The organism is Aestuariivirga litoralis (genome assembly GCF_003234965.1).
In the GTDB taxonomy this organism is placed as follows: domain Bacteria; phylum Pseudomonadota; class Alphaproteobacteria; order Rhizobiales; family Aestuariivirgaceae; genus Aestuariivirga; species Aestuariivirga litoralis.
On record NZ_QKVK01000003.1, the window covers coordinates 215,243 to 235,989 of the forward strand.

19 protein-coding genes are annotated in these 20,747 nt (G+C 68.4%); 3 read left to right on the top strand and 16 right to left on the bottom strand.

Translation table 11 applies throughout. The features are described from left to right. Window positions 1-3: 3 nt before the first annotated feature. Window positions 4-2,007 carry a tetratricopeptide repeat protein gene (locus DK847_RS08295; RefSeq protein ID WP_111197671.1) on the bottom strand — a complete coding sequence of 668 codons (2,004 nt, stop codon included), beginning with the start codon at window positions 2,005-2,007 and terminating at the stop codon, window positions 4-6. Window positions 2,008-2,063: 56 nt separating this feature from the next. Then, window positions 2,064-2,816 carry a sulfotransferase family 2 domain-containing protein gene (locus DK847_RS08300; protein ID WP_111197672.1) on the bottom strand — a complete coding sequence of 251 codons (753 nt, stop codon included), beginning with the start codon at window positions 2,814-2,816 and terminating at the stop codon, window positions 2,064-2,066. 168 nt (window positions 2,817-2,984) lie between these two features. On the opposite strand from DK847_RS08300, the gene DK847_RS08305 reads away from it, so the two are divergent. After that, window positions 2,985-3,650, top strand: a complete 666-nt coding sequence (locus DK847_RS08305; RefSeq protein WP_111197674.1) for a hypothetical protein — start codon at window positions 2,985-2,987, stop codon at window positions 3,648-3,650. 16 nt (window positions 3,651-3,666) lie between these two features. Here DK847_RS08305 and DK847_RS08310 read toward each other — a convergent pair whose 3' ends face one another. The 9 genes from DK847_RS08310 to DK847_RS20585 form a co-directional block, all read right to left on the bottom strand. Further along, window positions 3,667-4,380, bottom strand: coding sequence for a hypothetical protein (locus DK847_RS08310; protein ID WP_111197676.1), 714 nt, complete (start codon window positions 4,378-4,380; stop codon window positions 3,667-3,669). After that, entirely contained in the window at window positions 4,377-5,036 is a 660-nt protein-coding gene (locus DK847_RS08315; RefSeq protein ID WP_111197677.1) for a sulfotransferase family 2 domain-containing protein, read from the bottom strand. The genes DK847_RS08310 and DK847_RS08315 overlap by 4 nt, the downstream gene beginning before the upstream one ends. A gap of 30 nt (window positions 5,037-5,066) precedes the next feature. After that, window positions 5,067-7,373 (bottom strand): tetratricopeptide repeat protein, encoded by a 2,307-nt coding sequence (locus DK847_RS08320; RefSeq protein WP_111197679.1) that lies wholly within the window; start codon window positions 7,371-7,373, stop codon window positions 5,067-5,069. A gap of 6 nt (window positions 7,374-7,379) precedes the next feature. After that, window positions 7,380-8,060, bottom strand: a complete 681-nt coding sequence (locus DK847_RS08325; RefSeq protein ID WP_111197680.1) for a glycosyltransferase family protein — start codon at window positions 8,058-8,060, stop codon at window positions 7,380-7,382. Beyond that, window positions 8,057-9,733: a tetratricopeptide repeat protein gene (locus DK847_RS08330; RefSeq protein ID WP_161957194.1), complete on the bottom strand. Its 1,677-nt coding sequence runs from the start codon at window positions 9,731-9,733 to the stop codon at window positions 8,057-8,059. Before DK847_RS08330 ends, DK847_RS08325 begins: the two co-directional genes overlap by 4 nt. A gap of 80 nt (window positions 9,734-9,813) precedes the next feature. After that, window positions 9,814-10,479 (bottom strand): VIT1/CCC1 transporter family protein, encoded by a 666-nt coding sequence (locus DK847_RS08335; protein ID WP_146256075.1) that lies wholly within the window; start codon window positions 10,477-10,479, stop codon window positions 9,814-9,816. Between the two features lie 18 nt (window positions 10,480-10,497). Next, entirely contained in the window at window positions 10,498-11,577 is a 1,080-nt protein-coding gene (gene cax, locus DK847_RS08340) for a calcium/proton exchanger (protein WP_111197686.1), read from the bottom strand. A gap of 3 nt (window positions 11,578-11,580) precedes the next feature. Then, entirely contained in the window at window positions 11,581-13,560 is a 1,980-nt protein-coding gene (locus tag DK847_RS08345) for a tetratricopeptide repeat-containing sulfotransferase family protein (protein WP_161957195.1), read from the bottom strand. Continuing rightward, complete coding sequence (locus tag DK847_RS20585; protein ID WP_161957196.1) at window positions 13,557-14,525, bottom strand: hypothetical protein; 969 nt, start codon at window positions 14,523-14,525, stop codon at window positions 13,557-13,559. Before DK847_RS20585 ends, DK847_RS08345 begins: the two co-directional genes overlap by 4 nt. Window positions 14,526-14,633: 108 nt before the next feature. Between DK847_RS20585 and DK847_RS08350 the strand changes: the two genes are divergently transcribed. Continuing rightward, window positions 14,634-15,098 carry a phosphatidylglycerophosphatase A family protein gene (locus tag DK847_RS08350; RefSeq protein WP_111197689.1) on the top strand — a complete coding sequence of 155 codons (465 nt, stop codon included), beginning with the start codon at window positions 14,634-14,636 and terminating at the stop codon, window positions 15,096-15,098. Here the strand turns inward: DK847_RS08350 and DK847_RS08355 are convergent. From DK847_RS08355 to DK847_RS08365, 3 genes are read right to left on the bottom strand one after another with little or no spacing between them, the layout of a single operon-like run. Next, window positions 15,088-15,603 (bottom strand): DUF4833 domain-containing protein, encoded by a 516-nt coding sequence (locus tag DK847_RS08355; protein WP_161957197.1) that lies wholly within the window; start codon window positions 15,601-15,603, stop codon window positions 15,088-15,090. The genes DK847_RS08350 and DK847_RS08355 overlap by 11 nt on opposite strands. Then, window positions 15,600-16,199, bottom strand: a complete 600-nt coding sequence (locus DK847_RS08360; RefSeq protein ID WP_161957198.1) for a CDP-alcohol phosphatidyltransferase family protein — start codon at window positions 16,197-16,199, stop codon at window positions 15,600-15,602. The genes DK847_RS08355 and DK847_RS08360 overlap by 4 nt, the downstream gene beginning before the upstream one ends. Beyond that, window positions 16,192-17,730, bottom strand: a complete 1,539-nt coding sequence (locus DK847_RS08365; protein WP_111197694.1) for a xylulokinase — start codon at window positions 17,728-17,730, stop codon at window positions 16,192-16,194. The genes DK847_RS08360 and DK847_RS08365 overlap by 8 nt, the downstream gene beginning before the upstream one ends. A gap of 66 nt (window positions 17,731-17,796) precedes the next feature. On the opposite strand from DK847_RS08365, the gene DK847_RS08370 reads away from it, so the two are divergent. Then, on the top strand, window positions 17,797-18,774 hold the full coding sequence (locus tag DK847_RS08370) for a stealth conserved region 3 domain-containing protein (protein WP_161957199.1): 978 nt from the start codon (window positions 17,797-17,799) through the stop codon (window positions 18,772-18,774). Here the strand turns inward: DK847_RS08370 and DK847_RS08375 are convergent. Then, a complete protein-coding gene (locus tag DK847_RS08375; RefSeq protein WP_111197697.1) occupies window positions 18,747-19,904 on the bottom strand; it encodes a glycosyltransferase family 4 protein in 1,158 nt (385 codons plus the stop codon). The genes DK847_RS08370 and DK847_RS08375 overlap by 28 nt on opposite strands. Before the next feature lie 15 nt (window positions 19,905-19,919). Then, on the bottom strand, window positions 19,920-20,717 hold the full coding sequence (locus DK847_RS08380; RefSeq protein WP_342634750.1) for a phytanoyl-CoA dioxygenase family protein: 798 nt from the start codon (window positions 20,715-20,717) through the stop codon (window positions 19,920-19,922). Between the last annotated feature and the right edge of the window lie 30 nt (window positions 20,718-20,747).

The window sequence follows — 20,747 nt, forward strand, 5'->3', positions numbered from 1 at the left end:
ACCTCAGCCTTGGGCCCGCGCCAGCATGCCAGCAACGAATTGCGACGCCTCGGTGACGGGCTCGCGCCATGAGCCGGGGTCCTGCTGATAGGCGAGCGTGAGGCTCGGATACCAAAGGCTCGGGCTCTCGCCCCCCCAATACCAGTGGCGGCCCTGTCCGGCGGGAACCATGACCACCGCGGGCTTCCCCAGGGCGCCCGCCAGATGCGCGGTGACATTGTCGGTGGTGAACACGACGTCACAGGCGTCGATCAGCGCCAGCAGGCCCTCGATGTCGTTGAACACGTCGACATCCCGGGCGATGTGCACGGTGCTGCCGAGCCGTGCGGCCACGGCGGCGATCTCCTCTTCCACCTGCCCGTACTGGAGATTGACGAAGCGCAGGCCAGGGAGCTGCAGAAGCGGCGCGAAGTCGGCGAGTGCCACGCTGCGGTGGTGGCCAAGCTTCTTGTTGCCGCTGCGCCACGCCACGCCGCAGACCAGTTCGCCGGTGGCGGAAGCATTCGCCGCTTGCAGCGCGGCGCGCCGCGCCTGATCGGCGGTGAAATAGGGGGAGCGGCGCCGGGCGATGCGGGCCGCGTCGAGCTTCAGCAGGAAGCCGAGGTCGCCCACCGGCGCCTGCGCCGCGAAGGGGCCTTCCACACGCTGTTCCGTCATTTCACGGCCGATCAGCCTGACATGCGGGAAGGCACGCGCCAGCACCGGGTGCAGCCGCCTGTCCGCCGACAGCGCTATCCTCTGTGCCGGATCGACGAGCGGCAACATGGCGGCGAAGAACACCTCGTCACCCAGCCCCTGTTCCGCCCACAGCAGGACTTCGCCGTCGCAGGTGGCGCCGTCCCAGGCGGGGAGCGCTGTTTCGGGTCCGCGCGCACCCGGCCTTTCCGCTGCGAAGCGCGACCGGTAGAAGTCGAAGCCCGTGGCGAAATCGCGCTGCCGCAGCGCCACCAGCGATGCATTGTAGCGCGCCATGGCGAAGGACGGCTTCAGCCGCATCGCCTCTTCGTAGCTGGCGAGCGCATCCGCCATGCGGCCGAGGTCGACCAGCGCATTGCCGCGGCTGCACCACGCCTCGGCGGACGTGGGCTTCAGGCTCACGGCCCTGTCGTGATCGGCCAGCGCCTCGCCGAGGCGGCCTGCCTCCGCCAGCGCGCCGCCACGGTTGCTGAGGGCCTCGGCATAATCCGGCCGCAGCCGGAGGGCCGTGTCGAAGCTCGCCAGCGCCTCGTCGAGGCGCCCCAGGTCCTTCAGCGCGTTGCCGCGGTTGTTGTGGCCTTCGGCATAATCGGGCCGGAGCGCGATGGCGCGGTCATGGCTTTCCAGCGCGCGTTCCGGCCAGCCCAGCCGGGCCAGCGCATTGCCGCGGTTGCTGTAGGCTTCCGCATAGTCGGGCCGGAGCGCGATGGCGCGGTCATAGCTCGCCAGCGCCTCGTCGAGACGCTCCAGTTCCTTCAGCACATTGCCGCGGTTGCTGTGGGCCTCGGCATAGCCGGGCCTGAGGCTGATCGCCCTGTCGTAATGTGCAAGCGCCTCCTCGAACCGGCCCTCGTCCTTGAGCAGCACCCCGATGTTGTTGTGGGCATCGGCGAAGCGCGGCGCCAGGCTGAGCGCCGCCTCGAAGCTCTGCATCGCATCGGCGCCGCGGCCGAGCTCCTTCAGCGCATTGCCGCGCTCGAAATGCGACAGCGGGTCCCTGCCATTGAGCGCGATGGCGCGATCGAAGCTTGCCAGTGCGTCGGCGGGGCGGCCGAGGCTCAGAAGCGCATGGCCGAGATTGTAGTGGGCTTCGGCGAAGTCGGGGCGGACCGCGAGTGCTGCCGAAATCTGCTCGGCACCACGCGCCAGGTCTCCCTGCTGCACATAGGTCAGCCCCAGCAGGTGAAGGCTGTCGAAGTGCCGCGCGTCATGCTTCAGCACCTTGCGGTACATGGCCTGCGCGCCGGCGGCATCACCGCTCTGGTGCAGCGCCAGGGCCTTCTGGAAGAGGGTGCGTGTGTCGGGCGGCATGATGCGCTTTCGCGGTTGATCTGGCAGGGCAGGGCCGGTGATGGACGGCCCGCCCGCTAGGCCAGGGCATAGTGGTGGGTTTCGATGTCCTCGGCGAACATTTTCTCGATCAGCGCGCGGCCCTCGGGAAAGCCCTCGAACATGGCGCGGCTGGTGGCCGAGGCCGGACGGTAGCCGCCCTTGGCCGAAATCTCGCTGAACTCGCGATAGAGCGAGGCCGGCAGGCCAACGCGGGCCGCGAAGGCTGGCACGTCATGCTCGAAATCCTCATAACGGATCATGAGGTCCACCACGCTCCGGCCATCGACATGGGTGATGAGACGATTGGAGGCAAAGACGCCGGGATTGGTGTGCTGCCGCCGCCGGTAGGCGGCCTCGATCTCCGGCTGCCTCAGATGATGGTACTTGAGCCAGACGCGAAAATCCTGCGGCGAGGTCGGCCCGTGCCGCGCCCGTTCCCAGTAATACCAGCTCACCACATAATCGAAGGGGTTGCGGGTGATCGCCACCTTCAGATAGCCGTCGAACACCGGTTGCGGCACAAGGGCGCGCAGTTCCGCCGCCTCCATGTGATTGTAGAAACGCAAGCCAGGCGGATGCTGCCCGCCCGGTGCCGCGGGGCCGGCATCGCCGAGGTGGTTGCGCGGGCCGCCATGGCCCAGAGCCGCGCGGATCTTCTCGTCGGCCGGTGCAATGGGCGTCACCACATCTTCCGGGCCGGCATATTTCGACAGCGCGATCTCGAAGCTGGTCCCGCCGGTCTTGCGCGTCTTGAGGAAGATGAACTGGTGGCTGTGGGAGAGGATCATGCCCCGGCGCTTCGCATTTTGACGTTGATCATCAGCACTGATTCCGACATTGCTGCTCTATCAATCCAAGTCCGGCACGTCGACGGGAAAGTTTCGTCCGCCGCCCTTCGGCCTTGCTGTTAACCATTTGATTTACCGGCACGAACCAGCCGGAAGGAGAGCCCTCAGGTGAGTGAATTCCGGAACGGCCACGCGCCCTTTCCCGAGACGCTTGTGATTTCAGCCGAACGCTCCGGCCTCAACCTCGTCCGCCACGCCTGCGAGGTGCTGAGCGGCCGCCGCACGCCCGGCAAGGTCCACCTCGTCAAGGACGGCCCGCTGCTCTTCCACCGCACCCATTATGCCGGCCACCGGGGGCCGCCGGTGGGCCCCTTCGCGCCGCTGTTCAACGCCGATGGCAGCACCAGCTACGCCAAGGCGCTGCTCCTGCTGCGCGACCCGGCGGAAAGCTTCGTGCGCGCCTTCGACAAGAACCTGGTGGCGATGAAGCAATACTGCCGCAACATCCAGCTCTTCGATGCCTTCCCCGGCGAGAAGCTGGTGGTCAGCTACGATGACCTCGTCAGCAGCGACGAGTCGCTGCGCACCATCTTCGGCTTTCTCGGCATCGCCGCCGCCTTTGATCCGGCGAAGATGGACTGGATCCGCAAGGACGGCGTGGCCTGGTATGACAGGAACCAGCCATCCGGTTCGCAGACCCGCGGCGACCCCGGACTGCTGAAGGCCCACCAGTCGGCCCTGGCGCTGGAGGAGCGCCAGGCCCTCGCCATCTTCCTGAGGAGCGAGCTGGGGCCGCTGGCGCCCGCCTATCTCGCCCGCTGGAATTTCGGCTGAGGAGCCCGGCGCGGCCTCAGGCCCGGGGGTCCTGACTGCGCATCCACTGCTCGCAGAGTTCATAGAACACGAAGTCGCGTGCATACCAGCGCCGCAGGTTGTCCTGCGCCAGGTCGCTGAGCTCCGGCGTGCGGGAATAGTCGTTGCGGTGAGCGGCTGCCGGATCCTTCGCCGGCTGCAGCACGCTGCAGGTCAGGCCAAGCCCCATGCGCGCCAGGAAGGCATCGAAGTCCGTTTCGAAGTTCTCCTGCCGGACGATCCACACGGGCGGCCTCGCGCTGAGGAAGCCGACGCGCTCGAACCAGTCGATCTGCTGCATCGAGGTATGGCGGATGGCGCTGATCGCCTGCGCGGCAAGGAGCCCCCGCTCGCCCGGCTGGAACAGCGCCTCGGCCAGGTCATTGGCATGCTCGAAGGCGGCGAAGGCCAGCGCCTCTGCCTTCGACCACTCGACGTAGATGCGCGGCTGGCCCTTGCGCTTGCGCGAATAGAAGCCCGACTTGAAGCGGCTGACGGGATTGCGGATCGAGAAGAAGTAGTCGAGCCGCTCCGGCACCTCGTAGAGCTTGGTGGCATGCGACAGCTGGTGGATGTGAAGCCCGTGCGCCCTGATCTGCTGCGCCAGGTGCATGATCTGCGTGCCGGCATTCTTGCCGATATGCAGGAAGGCGATCTCGCGCAGGCCGGCGGCCCCAGGCTGCGGCGGCCGCGACACCATCTTGCCGTTCATGCCCTGCTTCCCTCCCCCGCCGCGGCGGCCTCGTCATAACCGAAGGCGGCATAGTCCTCGGCATACATGTCGCGGATCAGCGCGATGTCGGCGGCACTCGGCTCGACCTTGCGGGGCGCCGAGTTGTTCACCACAGGCAGCTTCAGCTCGCCCTGCGGCCGGAAGCCCACATCCTCCAGAACCCGGCGGATGATGACATCGAGCCCGGCCTCGTACTTGAAGATCTTCGTCACCTTCTCGCCGACGAAGCGCACCTGCGGCTTGAAGTGGCCGGAAAACAGGTTCTCGTTGCGCCGGTACTCGGCGAACATGCGGACAAGGAAATCCGTGAACCCGCTTTGCGCCAGCTCTTCCGCCTTGTTCGACTTCTCGAGTGACCACTTGTACTGCGAGATCATGCGCTGCACCGGATGGCGCACGATGGCGAAGCTGTAGAGCGCGTCGAGTTCGAACAGCCGGCGCAGCACCTCATAGTCGTAATGCGCCGGCGGCACCTTGAGATAGGGCCGCACCGGCATGTAGGTGGGGGGGTCGAAATAGCCCGTAAGGCCCACGGCGCGGAAGAAGGTCTCCACCGCCGTGCCGCCGGTCTTGGGCACATGGATGAACAGGAAGGTCTTTTCCAGGTCGTTCTTGCGGTATTGGTAGAGTGGCATGAGGGATCCCGTGTTCGCCCGGCGTCACATCTAGCGGCCCGCGGGCGGCGCGTCGAGGTTCCGGATCAGCCGGGCGGCCTCCTCCAGCGCCGGGGCCCAGGTGCCGAGATCGGGCTGGTAGACCAGGTTGAGGCTCGGGTACCACAGGCTTTGCCGTTCGCCGCCCCAGTACCAGTAGCGGCCCTTGCCGGATGGAACGAGAACGATGGCGGGCTTGCCCAGGGCACCAGCGAGGTGCGCCGTGACATTGTCGATGGTCAGCACCACGTCGCACAGGTCGATCGCTGCCGCCAGCCCGTCGAGGTCGTTGAACACGTCGAGATCCCGCAGCACCTCGACGGCCAGGCCGTGCTGCACGCGGGCCCCGGCGATGTCGTCATCCACCGCGCCATATTGCAGGTTGACGCAGGTGAAGGCGGAACCCTGCAGGATGGCGGCGAAATCGCCGAGGCCTAGGCTGCGTGCCGCCCCCAGCCTGACATTGCCGCTGCGCCACGACAGGCCGCAGACCGGGCGACGCGCCAGCGCCGGATTGGCCGCGCCGAGGCGCTGCCGGCGCGCCTCGCCTGCCACCAGATAAGGGTAGCGGCGCGCCGCGATCCGCGCCGCATCGACCTTGAGCAGATGCCCGAGGTCGCCCATCGCCGCCTGCGCGGCGAAGCCCTCACCGGTTGCGGCACCCGCCCGGTCGCACAGGGCGATGCCGGGAAACGACCGGTGGAACAGCGGGTGCAGCCTCCGGTCCGCCGCCACCGTCACCTGCAGCGCCGGCAGGTCGAGCAGCGACAGAAGCGAGGCGTAGAACACCTCGTCGCCGATTCCCTGTTCGCCCCACAGCAGCAGCGGGCCGCCGGGCGGGCTGCCGTCCCAGGCCGGCGCGTTCGTTGCCAGCGCCTTGCCGTCGAATTCCGCGGTCTTCCAGCGCTCGCGGTAAAGCGCGAAGCCCTGCCGGAAGTCCTGTGCCTGCAGCGCCACCATGGCCTTGTTGTAGCGCATGCCCGGCTCCTCCGGGCTGAGCGCCAGCGCCGCGTCGAAGCTTGCCGCCGCCGCCGCCAGCCGGCCGAGGTCGCGCAGCACGTTGCCACGGTTGCTGTAGGCCTCGGCATAGTCCGGCCGGAGCGCGATGGCCCGGTCGAGGCTGGCCAGCGCCTCTTCCAGCCGGTTCATCTCGCGCAGCGTGTTGCCACGGTTGCTGTGCGCCTCGGCGGAGCCGGGCCGGAGCGCGATGGCGCGGTCATGGGCTGCGAGCGCCTCCTCGAGGCGCAGCATGTCGGCCAGCACGTTGCCGCGGTTGCTGTGCGCCTCGGCGAGCTCCGGCCGGAGCGCGATGGCGGCCTCGAGGCTCGCCAGCGCCGCCTCGCCGCGGCCAAGCTCCTTCAGCGCGGTACCGCGGTTCGCCAGTGCCTCGGCGTGGCCGGGGTTGAGGGCGATGGCGCGGTCATAGCTCGCCACTGCCTCTTCCGCCCGCTGCTGCTGCTTCAGCACCTTGCCGAGATTGTAGTGGACCTCGGCTGAGTCCGGCTGCAGCGCCAGCGCCGCACGCAGGGCCGCCTCGGCGGCATCGAGGCGGCCGAGAGAGGCCAGCGCAATCGCGCGGTTCATCTGCACCTGGGGTGCCCGCGGCTCGAGGCGCAGCGCCCGGTCAGAGGACTCCAGCGCCTCGGCCGGGCGGCCAAGCGCCATGAGCGCGGTGGCACGGCCGGCATGGGCCGCGGCGAAATCCGGGTTCAGCGCAATGGCGCGGTCATGATCGGCGAGCGCCTCCTGCGGCCGGCCCAGCATTGCCAGTACGTCGCCCCTGTTGCACAGGCCGGGCACGAAACCGGCATTGCGCCGCAGCGCCTCGCCGAAACTTGCAACCGCGTCGGGGAGCCGCCCCATGCGGCGCAGCACGAGGCCCCGGTTGTTCCACGCCATCAGCATGGCGGGGTCGATCTTCAGCGCCGTATCGTAATGCGCCAGCGCGTCCGCCAGCCGGCCCATGTCGTGGAGGCAGTTGCCGAGATTGTAGTGCGCCTCGCGCGAGCGGGGGTTCAGCTGCGCCGCGCGGGCGAATTCCCCGGCCGCTGCGGGCGCGCGGCCGAGGCCCCGCAGGATCAGGCCATGGGTATTGAAGGCCTCCGGCATGTCGCGGCGCAGTGCCAGTGCCTGCTCGATGCTGCGCAGCGCCGCCTGCAGGTCACGTGCGTGATAGTTTGCCAGCGCCAATATGTGCAGGGCATCGAAGTTGCGAGGCTCGGCGCGCAGGATGGCCTGCGCCTGGCGGATGGCACCGGCGAGGTCGCCACCCTGCAGGGCGGCCAGCGCCTGGCGCAGCTGGGTGAGCGTGCCGGACATGGCCGCCTATTTTCCCAGGCCTTCCTCGGCGCGCTTCAGGCTGTCGTGCCACAGCTCGGCCATGCCGCTGTCGCGGTAGTCGGCAAAGCACGGCGTGCCGAGCGTATAGTGCACCAGCTTGGCCGCCGGATTGTCGTCATATTCGATGGCGAGCCAGTTCCACTCCCGCGGGATCTCGCCGATCAGGTCATCGCTGAGCCAGGTGAAGCGGTGCAGGAAGGCGCCATCCTTGGTCTCGACGAAGGCCGGGTCGAGCTGCCGGTTGGCAGGATGCCCGCAGTTCCACAGGATGACGCTCGACCAGTTCTTGCGCGGATAGTTGTCGTTCCTGTTGCCGAGATACTTGGTGGCCGCCTTGGTCTTGTAGTCGTGCTTCACCACCATGACGGCCTTGGAGGGATCGCGCAGCCGCCACAGCTCGGCGATGTCGGCGTTGCAGATCATGTCGCCGTCGGCGAAGATCGCCCAACCCTCGAAGCCCATCAGGTAGGGCGTCAGGAATCGGGTGTAGATGAACACGTTGCTGCCATCGCGGTGGCGCTCGGTGTAGCCGGCGATCGACTGCGGATTGAGCGGCAGGAACTGCACCGGCAGGCTCGCCTTCTCGATCACGCTCTGGCAGAACACGTGATAGGCAATGGCCTCGCGCTGGTCGAAGCCGACGATCAGGTTGACGCGTTCCGTCATAGGATGTCCTTTACCGAAGCCACGGCCGTGTGAATGGCGGCCTGCCATTGCCCGGCCTGCTGCTGCGCCACGCGCCGCAGGCTCGGATACCATAAGTTGTTGGCACCGCCCTGCCAATACCACAGGCAGCCCTTGCCGGTGGGCACCAGCACCACGCCGGGCCTGGCGAGCGCGCCTGCCAGATGCGCCGTCACGTTGGACGTGGTCAGCACGCCATCGCAGCCGGCGACCAGCGCCAGCAGCCCGTCGATGTCGTTGAACACGTCGAGCCCCGCCACCTCGTGCACGCGGACGCCCAGGGCATCGCGCACCTCGGCGATCTCGTCCGCCACCTCGCCATATTGCAGGTTCACGAAGGTCACGCCCTCGGTCTGCAGCAGCGGGGCCAGATCGATCAGCCGCAGGCTCTTCTCTGCGCCGAAGCGCTTGTTGGCACTCTTCCACGACAGCCCGCAGACCGGCTGCTGCAGCAGGACGGGATTGTCACGCCGCAGCAGTGCAAGCCGGGCATCGTCCGCCACGAGGTACGGCATGCGCCGCGCTGCGATGGTGGTGTCATCGACGCCGAGAATGGCGCCGAGGTCGCCCATCGCCGCCTGCGCCGTGAGCCCTTCGTCCAGCGCCTGTTCCAGGTCGCTGCTCGCGATGAGCCGCAACCCGGGGAAGGAGCGTTCGTAGATGCCGCGGAGCCGCGCATCGGCCGCCACCGTCACGCTCATCCCATGCGGCAGGAGCGACAGCATGGAGGCATGGAAGATCTCGTCGCCGATGCCTTGTTCGCCCCACAGCAGCACATGTCCGCCGGTCTCGCCGCGCCATGCCGGCAATCCGGTGCGCGGCGCCGCACCGGTGAAGGCGGGGCTCTTCCAGCGCCAGTGATAGCGCGCGAAGCCTTCCTTCAGCCGCCCCATGCCGAGCAGCAGCTGCGCCTTGTTGTGCTCGGCCTCGGCATAGCCGGGCCGCAGCCGCAGTGCTTCGTCATAGCTCGCCAGCGCCTCGTCATGGCGCTTCATCTCGCCCAGCACATTGGCGCGGTTGTAATGCGCCTCGGCATAGCCGGGCCTGAGGGCGATGGCGGCGTCGTGGCAGGCCAGCGCCTCGCCATGGCGGCCCAGCTCCTTCAACACATTGCCGCGGTTGCTGTGCGCCTCGGCATAGCGCGGCCTGAGCCTGATCGCCGCGTCATAGCTGGCCAGCGCCGCGTCGGGCCGGCCCTCGTCCTTGAGGGCAATGCCGCGATTGTTGAAGGCCTCGGCCAATGTGGGGTCGAGGCGGATCGCCGCGTCATAGGCCGCCACCGCCTCGCCATTGCGCTTGAGGTCCTTCAGCGCGTTGCCAGCTTCGAGGTGATACTGCGCATCATCGGGCTTCAGCTTCAGCGCGGTGGTGAAACTTTCGAGTGCCTCGCCCGGCCGCCCCAGCGTCAGCAGCGCATTGCCGAGGTTGTAATGCGCCTCGGCGAAGCCCGACCGCAGCGCAATCGCGCGGCGGATCAGTTCCACCCCCCTGGCGGGCTCGCCAGCCTGGATGAAGGTGAGGCCCATCAGGTGCAGGCTGTCGAAATGCCCGGGCTCAAGCGCCAGCACCTGCGCGTAGAGCGCCTGCGCGGCAGCAGCCTGCCCGCGCTGGTGAAGCGCGAGAGCCTTCTGGAAAATGTCATTCGGCGCGGTCACGGGCGCGGCTTCAATCCTGCGTCGGCTGTGTGGTGCGGTCCTCTAACACCCCTGTCCGGACAGCGCCAGCGGATCGGCGCTCAGCCACCCAGCGCGATGGTCAGGGCCACCAGAACGCTGCCCAGGACGGCCATCGACCCAGCCGTCCACCAGGGCGAAAAGCCCGAGGCCCGGCCATAGGCGTGGCCGATGAAGGCCAGCATGGCGAGTCCGATGGCGTTCGACAGGCGCATGGCGAGCGGCAGGTCCGACATGAAGACGAAGGGCAGGATCACCGGGAAGGTGGAGGCCACCACGATCAGGAACACTGCCAGCGCACCGCGCAGGTCATCGCGGGTGATGGGCGGTGCGGTCGAAATCAGCGGCAGCGCGGCAATGCGCTGTCTAATGCGCTCCAGCGCCTCCTCGGTCAGTTCGGTGCCCACCACCGGCGGCACGTTCCGGCGGATCAGCGCATGGGCCTCGGCATGGCTGCGCGAGCGTTGCACCGCGCGCACCGTCTTGCGGTCGCCGCCGCGTTCATTGAGACGGCCCATGATGAACATGATGGCGTCGATCAGTCCCCAGGCGATGTTGCAGCCCAGCGCCGCGATCAGCATCACCCGTACCTCCACCCGGTCCGCCGTGGCAACGCTCAGCGATCCGGTGAAGCTCATCACCATGATCAGGCCGAAGAGGATCTCGGCCAGCCGCTCGCCCGGCGCGAGCACGCTGCTGTCGGGGGGTGGTGAAGGGTCCTGGGTCATCGCCGTCTCATGCCGGTTTCAGGTGGGTGGAAGGATGAACAGCGTGACCCCGAAGATCGCATAGATCATCAGCATCAGCAGGCCGATGAACCATGCTGCATGCCCGCTCGCCGCGGTCAGCGCGGCCGTCAGCGTGGCCACAAAGATCATTACCACCGCTCCCGGCCAGAATTGCAGCGACATGGGTTGCGGCCCGATCACATGGCTGAGCAGCACCAGCACCGGAGCGACGAACAGCGCGATCTGCACGGCGCTGCCGAAGGAGATGCCGAGGCTCAGGTCCAGCCGGTTGCGGCGCGCGGCCGCGAAGGCGGCCGTCATCTCGGCGGCGGCGCCGACGATGGCGACGACCACGAAGCCCACGAAGGCGGGGGACAGGCCAAGCGCCGCGGAGGCACCGGTCAGCGACGCCACGAACACCTCGCTCACCAGCGCCACCACGACGGTGGTGCCCAGCAGCACGCCGATGGCGAGGCCGAGCGGCCACACCGCGCCCTCCTCCGCCTCATGCGCGGCGGCAGCGAAATACTCCCGGTGCGTGCCGAGGGTGAACACCAGGCTGAAGCCATAGCCCGCCAGCAGGATCACCGCGATCGCGACGCTGAGCGACGACGGCAGGCTTTGCGAATCCATGTCGGCCAGCGCCGAGGGCACCATCAGCCCGAAGGCGGCAAGGAACAGCAGCGCCACCTGCAGCCTTGCAGCGCCGCGGTTGAACTCCTGCACGTGGTGGCGCAGCCCGCCCAGAAGGAAGCTCATGCCGGTCATGAACAGCGCATTGGTGACGATGGCGCCGGCGATCGTCGCCTTGACCAGCAGATATTCCCCGGCCTGAAGGGCCGCCAGCGCGATCAGCAGCTCCGTCAGGTTGCCCAGCGTGGCGTTGAGCAGGCCGCCGATGGTGTCGCCGGTGCGCGCCGCCACCTGCTCGGTGGCGAGGCTCAGCAAGGCGGCGAGCGGCACGATGGCCAGGATGGCGAGGAGAAAGGTCAGGGTGTGGGCGCCGGGCGCTGCCGCCTCCGCAATGAGCGGCGCTGGCACCACCGGCAGCAGCCACAGCACCTTGTTGTCGCGGATCGCACCCAGCAGCTTGCCCATCGCTCACTCCACGCCAAGGGCCCGCTTCAGCGGGCCAAGATGATTTTCATATCTGCGCCAGGCTGCCACCGACGTGCGGTAGACCGGCTGGCGCACCTGCCATTGCGATGGCGTGCGCACTTGGCTCTCCCGCGCATGATAGTCGAGGCAGGCCGGGTCCCAGTCGAGGCCCACGAAATCCACCAGCGCGCGGGCGGAGGTCTCGAGGTCATTGACGGTATCCTCGTAGATGCAGTCATGGATGGGCAGCGGCAGCACCTTCCGCCAATGTGCCATCAGGTCCTCATAGGCGCGATAGTAGTGGCCGAGCGTGGTGAGGTCGCGGTTGTAGCCGTGGTGCGGATTGAAGTCCTGCATGTACATCGACAGGCAATTGTCCATGGCGTCGCGGCGGCAGTGGATGATGTGCGCCCGGGGGAACAGCAGCGCGATGAGGCCGAGCATTTCGTAGTTGTGCGGCCGCTTGTCGATGACCCGCAGCATGCCTGGCGCCGCACCCCGGAACGCCGCGAGATAGCGCTCCGCCAGCCGCAGCGAAGCTTCGGCATCGAGTGCCGCGACCGCCTGCGTGAAGGCCTCGGGCATCTTCAGGCCGCCGCCCAGTTTCTTCGACAGCGCGGCCATGTCCTGCAATTCGCCGAAGCCCTGCGCGGCGGGATGCGCGGCGAGAATCTGTTCGGTCAGCGTCGTGCCGGAGCGCGGCATGCCGACGATGAACACCGGCCGCGCATCCTCCGACCCGAAGTCGCGGCGCGCGGCAAAGAAGGCGGGTGTGAACAGGCGCTGCATGGCGCTGAAGCCGGCCCGATGCGCCGCGAGGTCGAAGCGCGAGGCACGGCACAGCTTGCTCTGTGCGAAATGCGCCATCGCGTCGTCCTGGCGTCCGGCATCATTGCAGATCTTGGCAAAGCCATGGTGCAGCTGCTCACGCTGCTCAGCCGTCAGACGGCCGTCGCGCAGGCGGTCCGCAATGGCGGCGAAGAGCGGGTCACCCGCCTTGAACTTGCGCAGACCCGCCAGCCCATGAAGGCTTGCCACGTTGCCGGGCTCGTCCTCCAGAACGGCGTTGAACAACTCCTCGGCATCGGCGAAGCGGCCCTCCTCCGCCGTCAGCTTCGCCAGTCCCAGCCTGGCCTCCACATGGCCGGGCTGCAGAGCCAGCGCCTGCGCAAAGCTCTGCGCCGCATCTTCCGGCCGGCCGGTCTCCATCATGACCAGGCCGAGCGTCGCATGGGCACCTGCATTGCCGGGCGCGTGCGCCACGGCCTTCGAAACCGATTCCCGCGCCTCGTCCAGTCGGCCCAGCGCCAGCAGCGCGGCGGCCCGCTCGCGCCAGGCTTCGGCGAAGTCGGGCTTCAGTGCGACGGCCCTGTCGACACTCGCCAGCGCCTCCTCGAAGCGGCCGAGGTTCTGCAGCACCAGCCCCCGGTTGGAGTGGGCTTCTGCATGCTGCGGGCTGATCGCCACAAGCCGGTCATAGCAGGCCAGCGCCTCGGCATGGAGGTTCACGTCCTTCAGGCAGGCGCCGAGATTGTTGAGGATGTCGGCCCGCGCCGGGGCGCGCTCGGCCGCCAGCCGGTAATCCGCCAGGGCCTCCTCGCGCCGGCCCAGCTCCCGCAGCGTGTTGGCGCGATTGTAGCGCGCATCCACACTCTGCGGATCGAGCGTGATGACGCGCGTGAAATCGGCGATCGCCCGTTCAGGCTCGCCCAGTCGGCGCAGCGCCACGCCGCGGTGGTTGAACACCGATGCCACGTCCTGGCGAAGCGCCAGCGCCCGGTCGAGCAGCTGCCGCGCCGCCGCGGTGTCACCGGCCTGCAGTGCGCACAGGCCGCTCAGCTGCAGGGCATCGAAGTTGCGCCGGTCGATCTCCAGCACCTGGGCATAGAGCGCGCGGGCCTGCGCCAGCTCACCCTTGCGCTGCAGCGCGAAGCCTGCCTGCAGAAGCCGCCCGATGGTGGCGCTGGCGGCGGCGCCGTTCACGGTGCCACGCCCGCGGCGGAGGTCATCCAATGCTGCGCGAAGTGGCGGATGACGATCGAGTTGTTGCGCTGCGCATCCGGCCCCGGCCCGCGGTTGATGCGGCCAAGGCTGGTGCGGCCATAGAAGCCCCGGTGCAGCTTGGGCTGGTAGTTGGACCGCCTGGACGGCACGACGAAGCGCCGGGCCCGGCAATGGGCGCTGATCCACACGTCATCGACGAAGAAGGCCTCCTTCGGCGCCGCGCTGTAGTCCATCACCGCCGCGAGATCGAAGAAGCCGGGCCGCACCAGGTATCCGGACAGGCCTTGCACGATGTCGACCTCCATCGGCCGCGCCAGGCGCCGCGCCCGCACCGGTGCCGGCGGCAGCATGCGCAGGTTGCTCCACACCGTGGTCGGGCGGTCGATCAGGTCGGGTGGCACCACCCAGCCGCTCATGCAGAAGGCCGCGGCCGGGTCGCGCTCGGCGGCCGCCAGCAGGTCGGCCACCAGGTTCGCGGGATAGATGCGGTCGTCATCGACGACGATGATGGGCGTCTGCGGCGCTTCCGCCACGAGCGTGGGCAGCAGCTTGGTGGCCGGCCCCAGGTCCTCGCACCAGCGCACTTCCACCGCCTTCAGCCCCGCGACGAAGCCCGGCACCTGATAGGCCACGCCCTCGCGCCGGCTGAAGCGCGGCAGGTTCAGCACGATGCGGGCGGGTGCCAGGCTCTGGCGCATCAAGCTCTTCAGCGTGCGCTCGATCAGCGGCAGCCGGCTGGGGATCGAGGTGAGTGACACCACCGCCGGGCAGCGCCGCGGATTGGCCGCCCAGTGCGCGTCGAGCTCGGCAAGGCTCCGGCGGCTCAGCGCCAGCTCGTCCGCCACGTCGCGGACCAGCGTTTCGCCCTCGAAGAAATCATGGATCTTGATCGCCGCCGCCACGCCGCCGAGGCCCAGCAGGGCGGCTCCGGCGCCGCTCAGCATGGTGAAAGTTTTCTACGTCCCTGCATGGGCTTATGTTAAGAGACCGGCAGCGGAAAGTCAGCGGGAAATTTGGTGCAGGGCAGCGCGGGAAAGGCAGCATACCGCCACATGGCGAACCCCTCGGTGGCCCTGGCGCTGAGCTTCGGCCTGGGCCTCGCGCCGTGGATGCCCGGCACCTTCGGGGCGCTCGGCGCCGTCCTGCTCTATCCCGCCGTCATGCTGCTGCCATGGCCCGCGCAGCTGGTTCTGGTTCTGGCGCTGCTGTGGCTCGGCTGCATCGCCTGTGGCCGTGCCGCTGCCGTTCTGGGCGGAGAGGATCCCTCTGCCATCGTCTGGGACGAGACGGTGGGCATGCTCATCACCCTGGTGCTCACACCCGCCACGCCGCTGTCCTGGCTGGTGGGTTTCCTCGCCTTCCGCGTTCTCGACATCAACAAGCCCTGGCTGGTCGGCGCGGCCGAGCGGCATTTCCGCGGCGGCACCGGCATCATGGCCGATGACGCGCTGGCGGGGCTGTTCGCCGCCGGCATCGTGTGGGCCCTGCTCGCCCTGCTTCACGCCCTCACGGGGTGAAGCTTTCCTTCACCGGCTTGCCGGTTGCCAGCGCATAGCCATAGAGGTCCACCCGGGTGACGCTCGGCACCGAGCCGCTCTCGTCGAGGTGCAGATAGGCATGGTCAAGCCGGCTCGGCACGCCGGCCACCTTGCCCTCGATGCGCGGCACGCCGTCCACCAGCTTCAGCAGTGCCGGCCGCCTGGGGTAGGAGACGACGCGCACCATGAAACTTCCCGGCTTGCCGGGCGCCGGCTGCCACTTCACCCCGAAGGCGAAGCTGCGCTCGAGCGAGGACAGGTCGCGCTTTTCGCCGTCGTCGTTGAAGCGCCGCCAGAACACCTCCACCGGCTGGCGCGGGTCGAGCTTGCCATCGCGCAGCCGCGCTGCATAGACGATGGTGTTGGGGTTCATCGAGCGCTGCACGTAGAACACCTGGTTGGCATCGCTGGGCACCGGATAGACCTCTTCCGCGGCGACGGGGGCCGCCAGCAGCATCAGCAATGCTGCCGCAATCGGTCTCATGCCTGCTCCTGCAGCAGCTTCTTTGCCCGCAGGAAGCGCTGCAGGGCGGTGGCGTGGGTGAGGACGGCGAGCAGCCACAGCGCCCAGGGGATCAGGTCGAGGCTGGCCCCGAACAGGCTCTGGCAGACCAGCGCGAGGCAGATGAAGAGAATGCGCTCCTGGCGTTCGAACAGGTCGGGCCAGGCGACGTTGTCGACCTTGGTTTCCATCGCGGCGCGCGCCTTCATGTAACTGGTCAGGAAGCCGCCGGAGAGGGCGAAGAAGCCCGCTGCCCATGCATCGCTCACATAGGCCAGCGCGGCGAGCGCGATCATTTCCTGGTAGCGGTCGACGATGGCGTCGAGATAGCCGCCGAAGGCCGAACTCTCGCGCCGGATGCGCGCCACAGCGCCATCGAGCGAATCGGCCGAGAAGGCCACGGCAAGGCTCAGCGCATACCAGAAGGGTGCCCGGTGCCAGACATAGGCGAGGCTCACCACGGCGATGAGGCCGAGCCCCAGCAGCGTCACCTGGTTGGCGGTCATCACGCGCGCCAGCGGCCGCGCCGGCGCCTCCCACAGCGGGTCGATGTATTTCTTGAACAACCCGTCAATCATCGGCGGCTCCCTCGAAGGCGGCGCGGAACCATGGCGCATTGCGCTTGTAGGCGTCGAGGAACAGCCTGAACCGCGCCTCGAAATAGGCCTGCCGCGCCGTGTCGGGCCGGTAGACGGTCTCCGAGGAGCGGTCGAAGCTCCGGGCGGCGTCCCACACGCTCGGCCGCCAGCCCAGGCCCGCGGCGGCGATGGCGCCTGCCCCGCGCACCCCGGCATTGCGCGGGTCGCGCGCCACCGCGATGTCGACGCCGAGGCAGTCCGCCAGCACCTGGCAGAGCGTGGCGTTGAGCGCCCCGCCGCCGACGGCGCGCAGCAGATGGGCGTGCTTCGTGCCCTTCTGCCTGGCCACCGACCGCCACGCCCAGCGGGTGTTGAGGGCAACGCCCTCGGTCACCGCCTGGCGCAGGCTGGCCCGGCCATGCTGCAGCGACAGGCCGAGGAATGCGCCACGCAGCCGGTTGTCGTCCACCGGCACGCGCTCGCCGGCGAGCCACGGCAGGAACAGCGGCGGGGCAACCCCCGGCGCCTCGTCCTCCTGCGGCTCGTTGCCGGCAAGGCGTGCCAGCCAGTCGAGGCAGGAGCCGGCGCTCTCCTGGGTGGCGATCAGCAGCGGCCGGTTGCCGAAGGGGCTGAGGATCGTGGCGTAGCCCTCGCTCGCCGACAGGCGGCGGCCGGGATAGAAACCGCTGATCCACGAGCTGGTGCCAAGCGAGATGTGAAGCTCGCCGTCCTCGACCGCGCCGCTGCCGATGGCCGCGGCGCAGACATCGCCGGCGCCGGCGAAAACCGGAAGGCCCTCTGGCAGGCCCAGTTCGGTGGCCGCCGCAGCGGTGAGACCGCCCGGCGAGGACGTGCCCTCGACGATGTCCGGCAGCAGGCTGCGCTTCAGCCCGAAGCGTCGTACCAGGCTGTCCGACCAGCCCTCGCGGCCCTGCCGCGTGTCCATCATCCAGGTGACGTTGGCAAGGTCGGCGGTGGTCACGGCAAGGCCCGTGGCGCGCAGCAGCAGCCAGTCCTTCACGTCGAGCAGCTTCCACGCTTCGGCATAGGTTTCCGGCTCATGCCGCTTCAGCCACAGCATCTTGGCGGGCGGGTCCATGCCGTTGAGCGAGGGCGCGCCATTGGTGAGCCGGATCGAGTTCATGAGCTTGAACAGCCCGTAGCCGAACAGCGTGGGGAAACCTCCCATCACCTCGCGCGCCAGGCTGGCGGCGCGCTTGTCGAGCCAGATCATGCAGGGGCGCAGCGGCCTTCCATCGCGGTCAACCGCCACCACGCCGCACATCTGCGAGGCGAAGACCATGCCGGCGGCGCGCTCGCGCAGGCCGGGGCAGCTGTTGGAGAGCTTGACCAGCGCCAGCCTGAGCGCCAGCCACCAGTCGAGCGGGTCCTGCTCGGCGCAGCCGGGGCCCGGATAGGTGACGGGATAGGGGTGGTCGGCGGCGTGGAGGACGTCGAGATCGGGTCCGATCAGCCCCACCTTCAGGCTGCTCGTGCCGACGTCCACCGCAATGATGAGATCTTGTTTCACAATGCGCCGGAAACGAATTGGGGCTAGACAGCCGTTATCGGGATTATGCCGGGAAGGTCAATTCATTTGTTCCAAGCACAGCAGCCGGAGGGTGCCGCCGCCATCGACGCGGTGATCACCTGGGTGGACGACACCACGCCGGGCTACCGCGAGATGCTGAAGGCCCATGCGCGCGCGGTGCCGGACCTCGATCCCTCGCGCACCCGCGACAATCTGGAGATCCTGCGCTATGGGCTCCGCGCGCTGGAGCGCCATGCCCCCTGGGTGAACCGGGTCTTCCTCTTCACCTGCCGCCCGCAGGTGCCCTCCTGGCTCGACACCGCGCATCCGCGCCTCACCGTCATCCACCATGACGAGGTGATCCCCGCGGCGCTGCTCCCCACCTTCAACTCCTTCGCCATCATCAGCCACCTGCACCTGATCCCCGGCCTGTCGGAAACCTTCCTCTACCTCGAGGACGACATGCTGTTCCTGAAGGACGTGACCCCCGCCGACTTCCGCGCCGCCGACGGCCGGCCACTGGTGTTCGAGAAGCCCGCCGCCACGCCGCGTCATGACACGATCCGCAACCCCGCCTCCGAAAGCCCGTGGAACATGGCACTGGCCGAATCGAACCGCCTGCTCGACCGGGACTTCGGCGCGGCGTGGCGCGGCCACGTCAACCACGTGCCACTGCTCATTTCCCGCAGCGAGTGGCTGGCCATGACCGAGCGCTATCCGGAGGCCTTTGCCGCCACCCGCACCGCGCGCTTCCGCGCGCCGGGCAACGTGGCGCCGGAATATCTCTATCCGCAGCTCATGCTGGCCGAAGGCAGGGCGGTGCGCGCCAGCCCGGCGGAGCTTCATGCCTCGAGCGGTTATGTGCCGCTCGAGGACATCTGGCCAGCCACCGCCTATGCCCTGCTCCGCGCCGAACTGCAGAACCCGAAATGGGTGACCCTCAACGACAATTTCGGCAAGCACCCGAGCCGCGTCACCGAATGGATGGCGCGCCGGTGGCTCGGGCGGGCGGCACCTCAGCGCTCCGCCTTCGAACGGGCGTGACGCGCCATGGCGCACCGGTAGAAGGCCTCGAAATCGCCGATCCGCTGCGCCACGTCATACTGGCGGGCATGGGCCCGGCCCCAGTCGGCCAGCGCCTGCCGTTCTGGCCCGCCGTCCAGCAGCGCGGCAATGCGTGCGCCCAGCGCGGCACCATCGCCGGGCGGAACCAGCAGGCCGGCGCCGCGGCCCGTCAGCACCGTGCGGTAGCCCGCATTGCCCGCGGCGATCACCGGCGTGCCGCTGGCCAGTGCCTCTGCCAGCACGATGCCGAAGCTCTCGCCATAAAGCGCGGGTGAAACGGCCAGCGTCGCCTGCGACAGCAGATGGCACTGCTCCGCCTCCGAAGGCGTCATCACGAATTCGATTGAATCACGGCCCAGCCTGCGCTGCGCCGCCAGAACCGCATCGCGCAGATCGCCGTCGCCTGCCACCACGAAGCGCGGCTTGGCAGCGCCACCCGGCCGCGCCACCGCGCCGGAGGCCAGCCGGTCGGCCGCATCCAGCAGAACCTGCACGCCCTTGCGCGGCTCCAGCCGGCCGATGAACAGGACATCGGGCCGCTGCCGCGCTGGTGCCTTGTGGAGCATGAGAAACGGCGACAGGTCGGTGACCGGCGGCAGGACCACCGGCTGCACGCCGGACGTGCCGGGCCGCAGATGCGCCAGGGGCGCCTCCGACACGGCAATTGCGCCGTCGAGCCGCGCCAGAAGATAGCGGCTCAGCAGCTTGAACAGGTTGCGCAGCGCCGCTCCCGTGACGCCGGGCGGCGGCGTGTCGTGAAAGGTGGCCACGCGCGTCCCGCCGAGGCGCCGGAACAGCTGCCACGGCATCAGCGGATCCCACGGCGTGTGGAAATGCACCACGTCCGGCTGCCAGCGGCCGAGCTCCGCCAGCACATTGCGCAGTTCGCCCTCGGCGGCCCATGTCAGTTCAAAGCGCGTGCCCGCAAAGGCCACGCTGCGCATCCCCCCCAGCCGCCACATCCCCGCATCGGTGGGCCTTGCAGCGCCAGGGGCAATGATCAGCGTGTCATGGCCGCGCGCTGCCAGCGCGGCAGCCAGCGCATGCATGTGCCGCTGCACCCCGCCATGCCGGTCCGGGTCATAGGGGCAAACCTGAACGATCCTCATGCCGGGATCGCCGGACTAGACCTTGTATTCATAGACCTTGCCTGGCTCGCGCTCGCAATCGGGCGGGAAGCTCCGGCGCTTGTCGGCATAATATTGCTCACGCCAGTCACCATCCGCGGCGCGGTTGTAGGTGATGTAGAGCACGCGCCGCGGTTTGCCGGTCACATTGGGCGCGGACCGGTGCGGCGCATAGGAGTCGAAGAAGATCGCATCGCCCGGCGCGGTGGGCACCGCCACGAAGTCCATGCCCTGCATCTGCTCGGCATTGAGCGGTGCCCACAGGTCACCGATCAGGCCGCGGTCATGATGGCCCGACACCATCTCGAGGCAGCCGTTCTCAATCGTGCAGGGATCAACGCTCACCATGGCGGTGAGGTGGAATGCGGAATATTTTCCCCAGTCCGCCTGGGCATCCTGGTGCGGCTCGAAGCCAGCGCCCCCTGGAAGCTTGAAGTTGATCTTCTCCTTGAACAGCACGGCCTCGCCGCCGAGCAGCTGCGTGCTGATGCCGCGCAGGTCGCCGTCACACAGCCCCTGGAAACCCTCATGATAGGGATAGACGTTTTCGATCCGCTGCAGCAGCCGTGCCCCGTCGCTGCGCGAGCGTTCGAAATACTTCATGGCCTTCCCGGGGGTTTCTGGCCAGCCTTCCACGTCATCGGTCCAGCGGATGAGGTCGGCAAGCTGACGGCCCGCAAAGAGGCTGCGGATCACGAGATATCCGGTGGCGCGAAACTGTGCGATATCCTGCGGACTTAGTTGCATGAAATGCGGCAAACTTGACAACGCAAACGAGGATGCTACAGCCCCCATAGGTTGTCGAGAAATTTCTTTGTGCCAATC

What these genes read in the sequence shown, in the direction of transcription:
- DK847_RS08320 (WP_111197679.1), bottom strand. Translation starts at nt 7,373, where the DNA reads ATGTCCGGCACGCTCACCCAGCTGCGCCAGGCGCTGGCCGCCCTGCAG.
- DK847_RS08335 (WP_146256075.1), bottom strand. Translation starts at nt 10,479, where the DNA reads ATGACCCAGGACCCTTCACCACCCCCCGACAGCAGCGTGCTCGCGCCG.
- DK847_RS08380 (WP_342634750.1), bottom strand. Translation starts at nt 20,717, where the DNA reads ATGGGGGCTGTAGCATCCTCGTTTGCGTTGTCAAGTTTGCCGCATTTC.
- DK847_RS08355 (WP_161957197.1), bottom strand. Translation starts at nt 15,603, where the DNA reads ATGAGACCGATTGCGGCAGCATTGCTGATGCTGCTGGCGGCCCCCGTC.
- cax (WP_111197686.1), bottom strand. Translation starts at nt 11,577, where the DNA reads ATGGGCAAGCTGCTGGGTGCGATCCGCGACAACAAGGTGCTGTGGCTG.
- DK847_RS08350 (WP_111197689.1), top strand. Translation starts at nt 14,634, where the DNA reads ATGGCGAACCCCTCGGTGGCCCTGGCGCTGAGCTTCGGCCTGGGCCTC.
- DK847_RS20585 (WP_161957196.1), bottom strand. Translation starts at nt 14,525, where the DNA reads ATGCTGAGCGGCGCCGGAGCCGCCCTGCTGGGCCTCGGCGGCGTGGCG.
- DK847_RS08310 (WP_111197676.1), bottom strand. Translation starts at nt 4,380, where the DNA reads ATGAACGGCAAGATGGTGTCGCGGCCGCCGCAGCCTGGGGCCGCCGGC.
- DK847_RS08295 (WP_111197671.1), bottom strand. Translation starts at nt 2,007, where the DNA reads ATGCCGCCCGACACACGCACCCTCTTCCAGAAGGCCCTGGCGCTGCAC.
- DK847_RS08300 (WP_111197672.1), bottom strand. Translation starts at nt 2,816, where the DNA reads ATGATCCTCTCCCACAGCCACCAGTTCATCTTCCTCAAGACGCGCAAG.
- DK847_RS08360 (WP_161957198.1), bottom strand. Translation starts at nt 16,199, where the DNA reads ATGATTGACGGGTTGTTCAAGAAATACATCGACCCGCTGTGGGAGGCG.
- DK847_RS08375 (WP_111197697.1), bottom strand. Translation starts at nt 19,904, where the DNA reads ATGAGGATCGTTCAGGTTTGCCCCTATGACCCGGACCGGCATGGCGGG.
- DK847_RS08325 (WP_111197680.1), bottom strand. Translation starts at nt 8,060, where the DNA reads ATGACGGAACGCGTCAACCTGATCGTCGGCTTCGACCAGCGCGAGGCC.
- DK847_RS08315 (WP_111197677.1), bottom strand. Translation starts at nt 5,036, where the DNA reads ATGCCACTCTACCAATACCGCAAGAACGACCTGGAAAAGACCTTCCTG.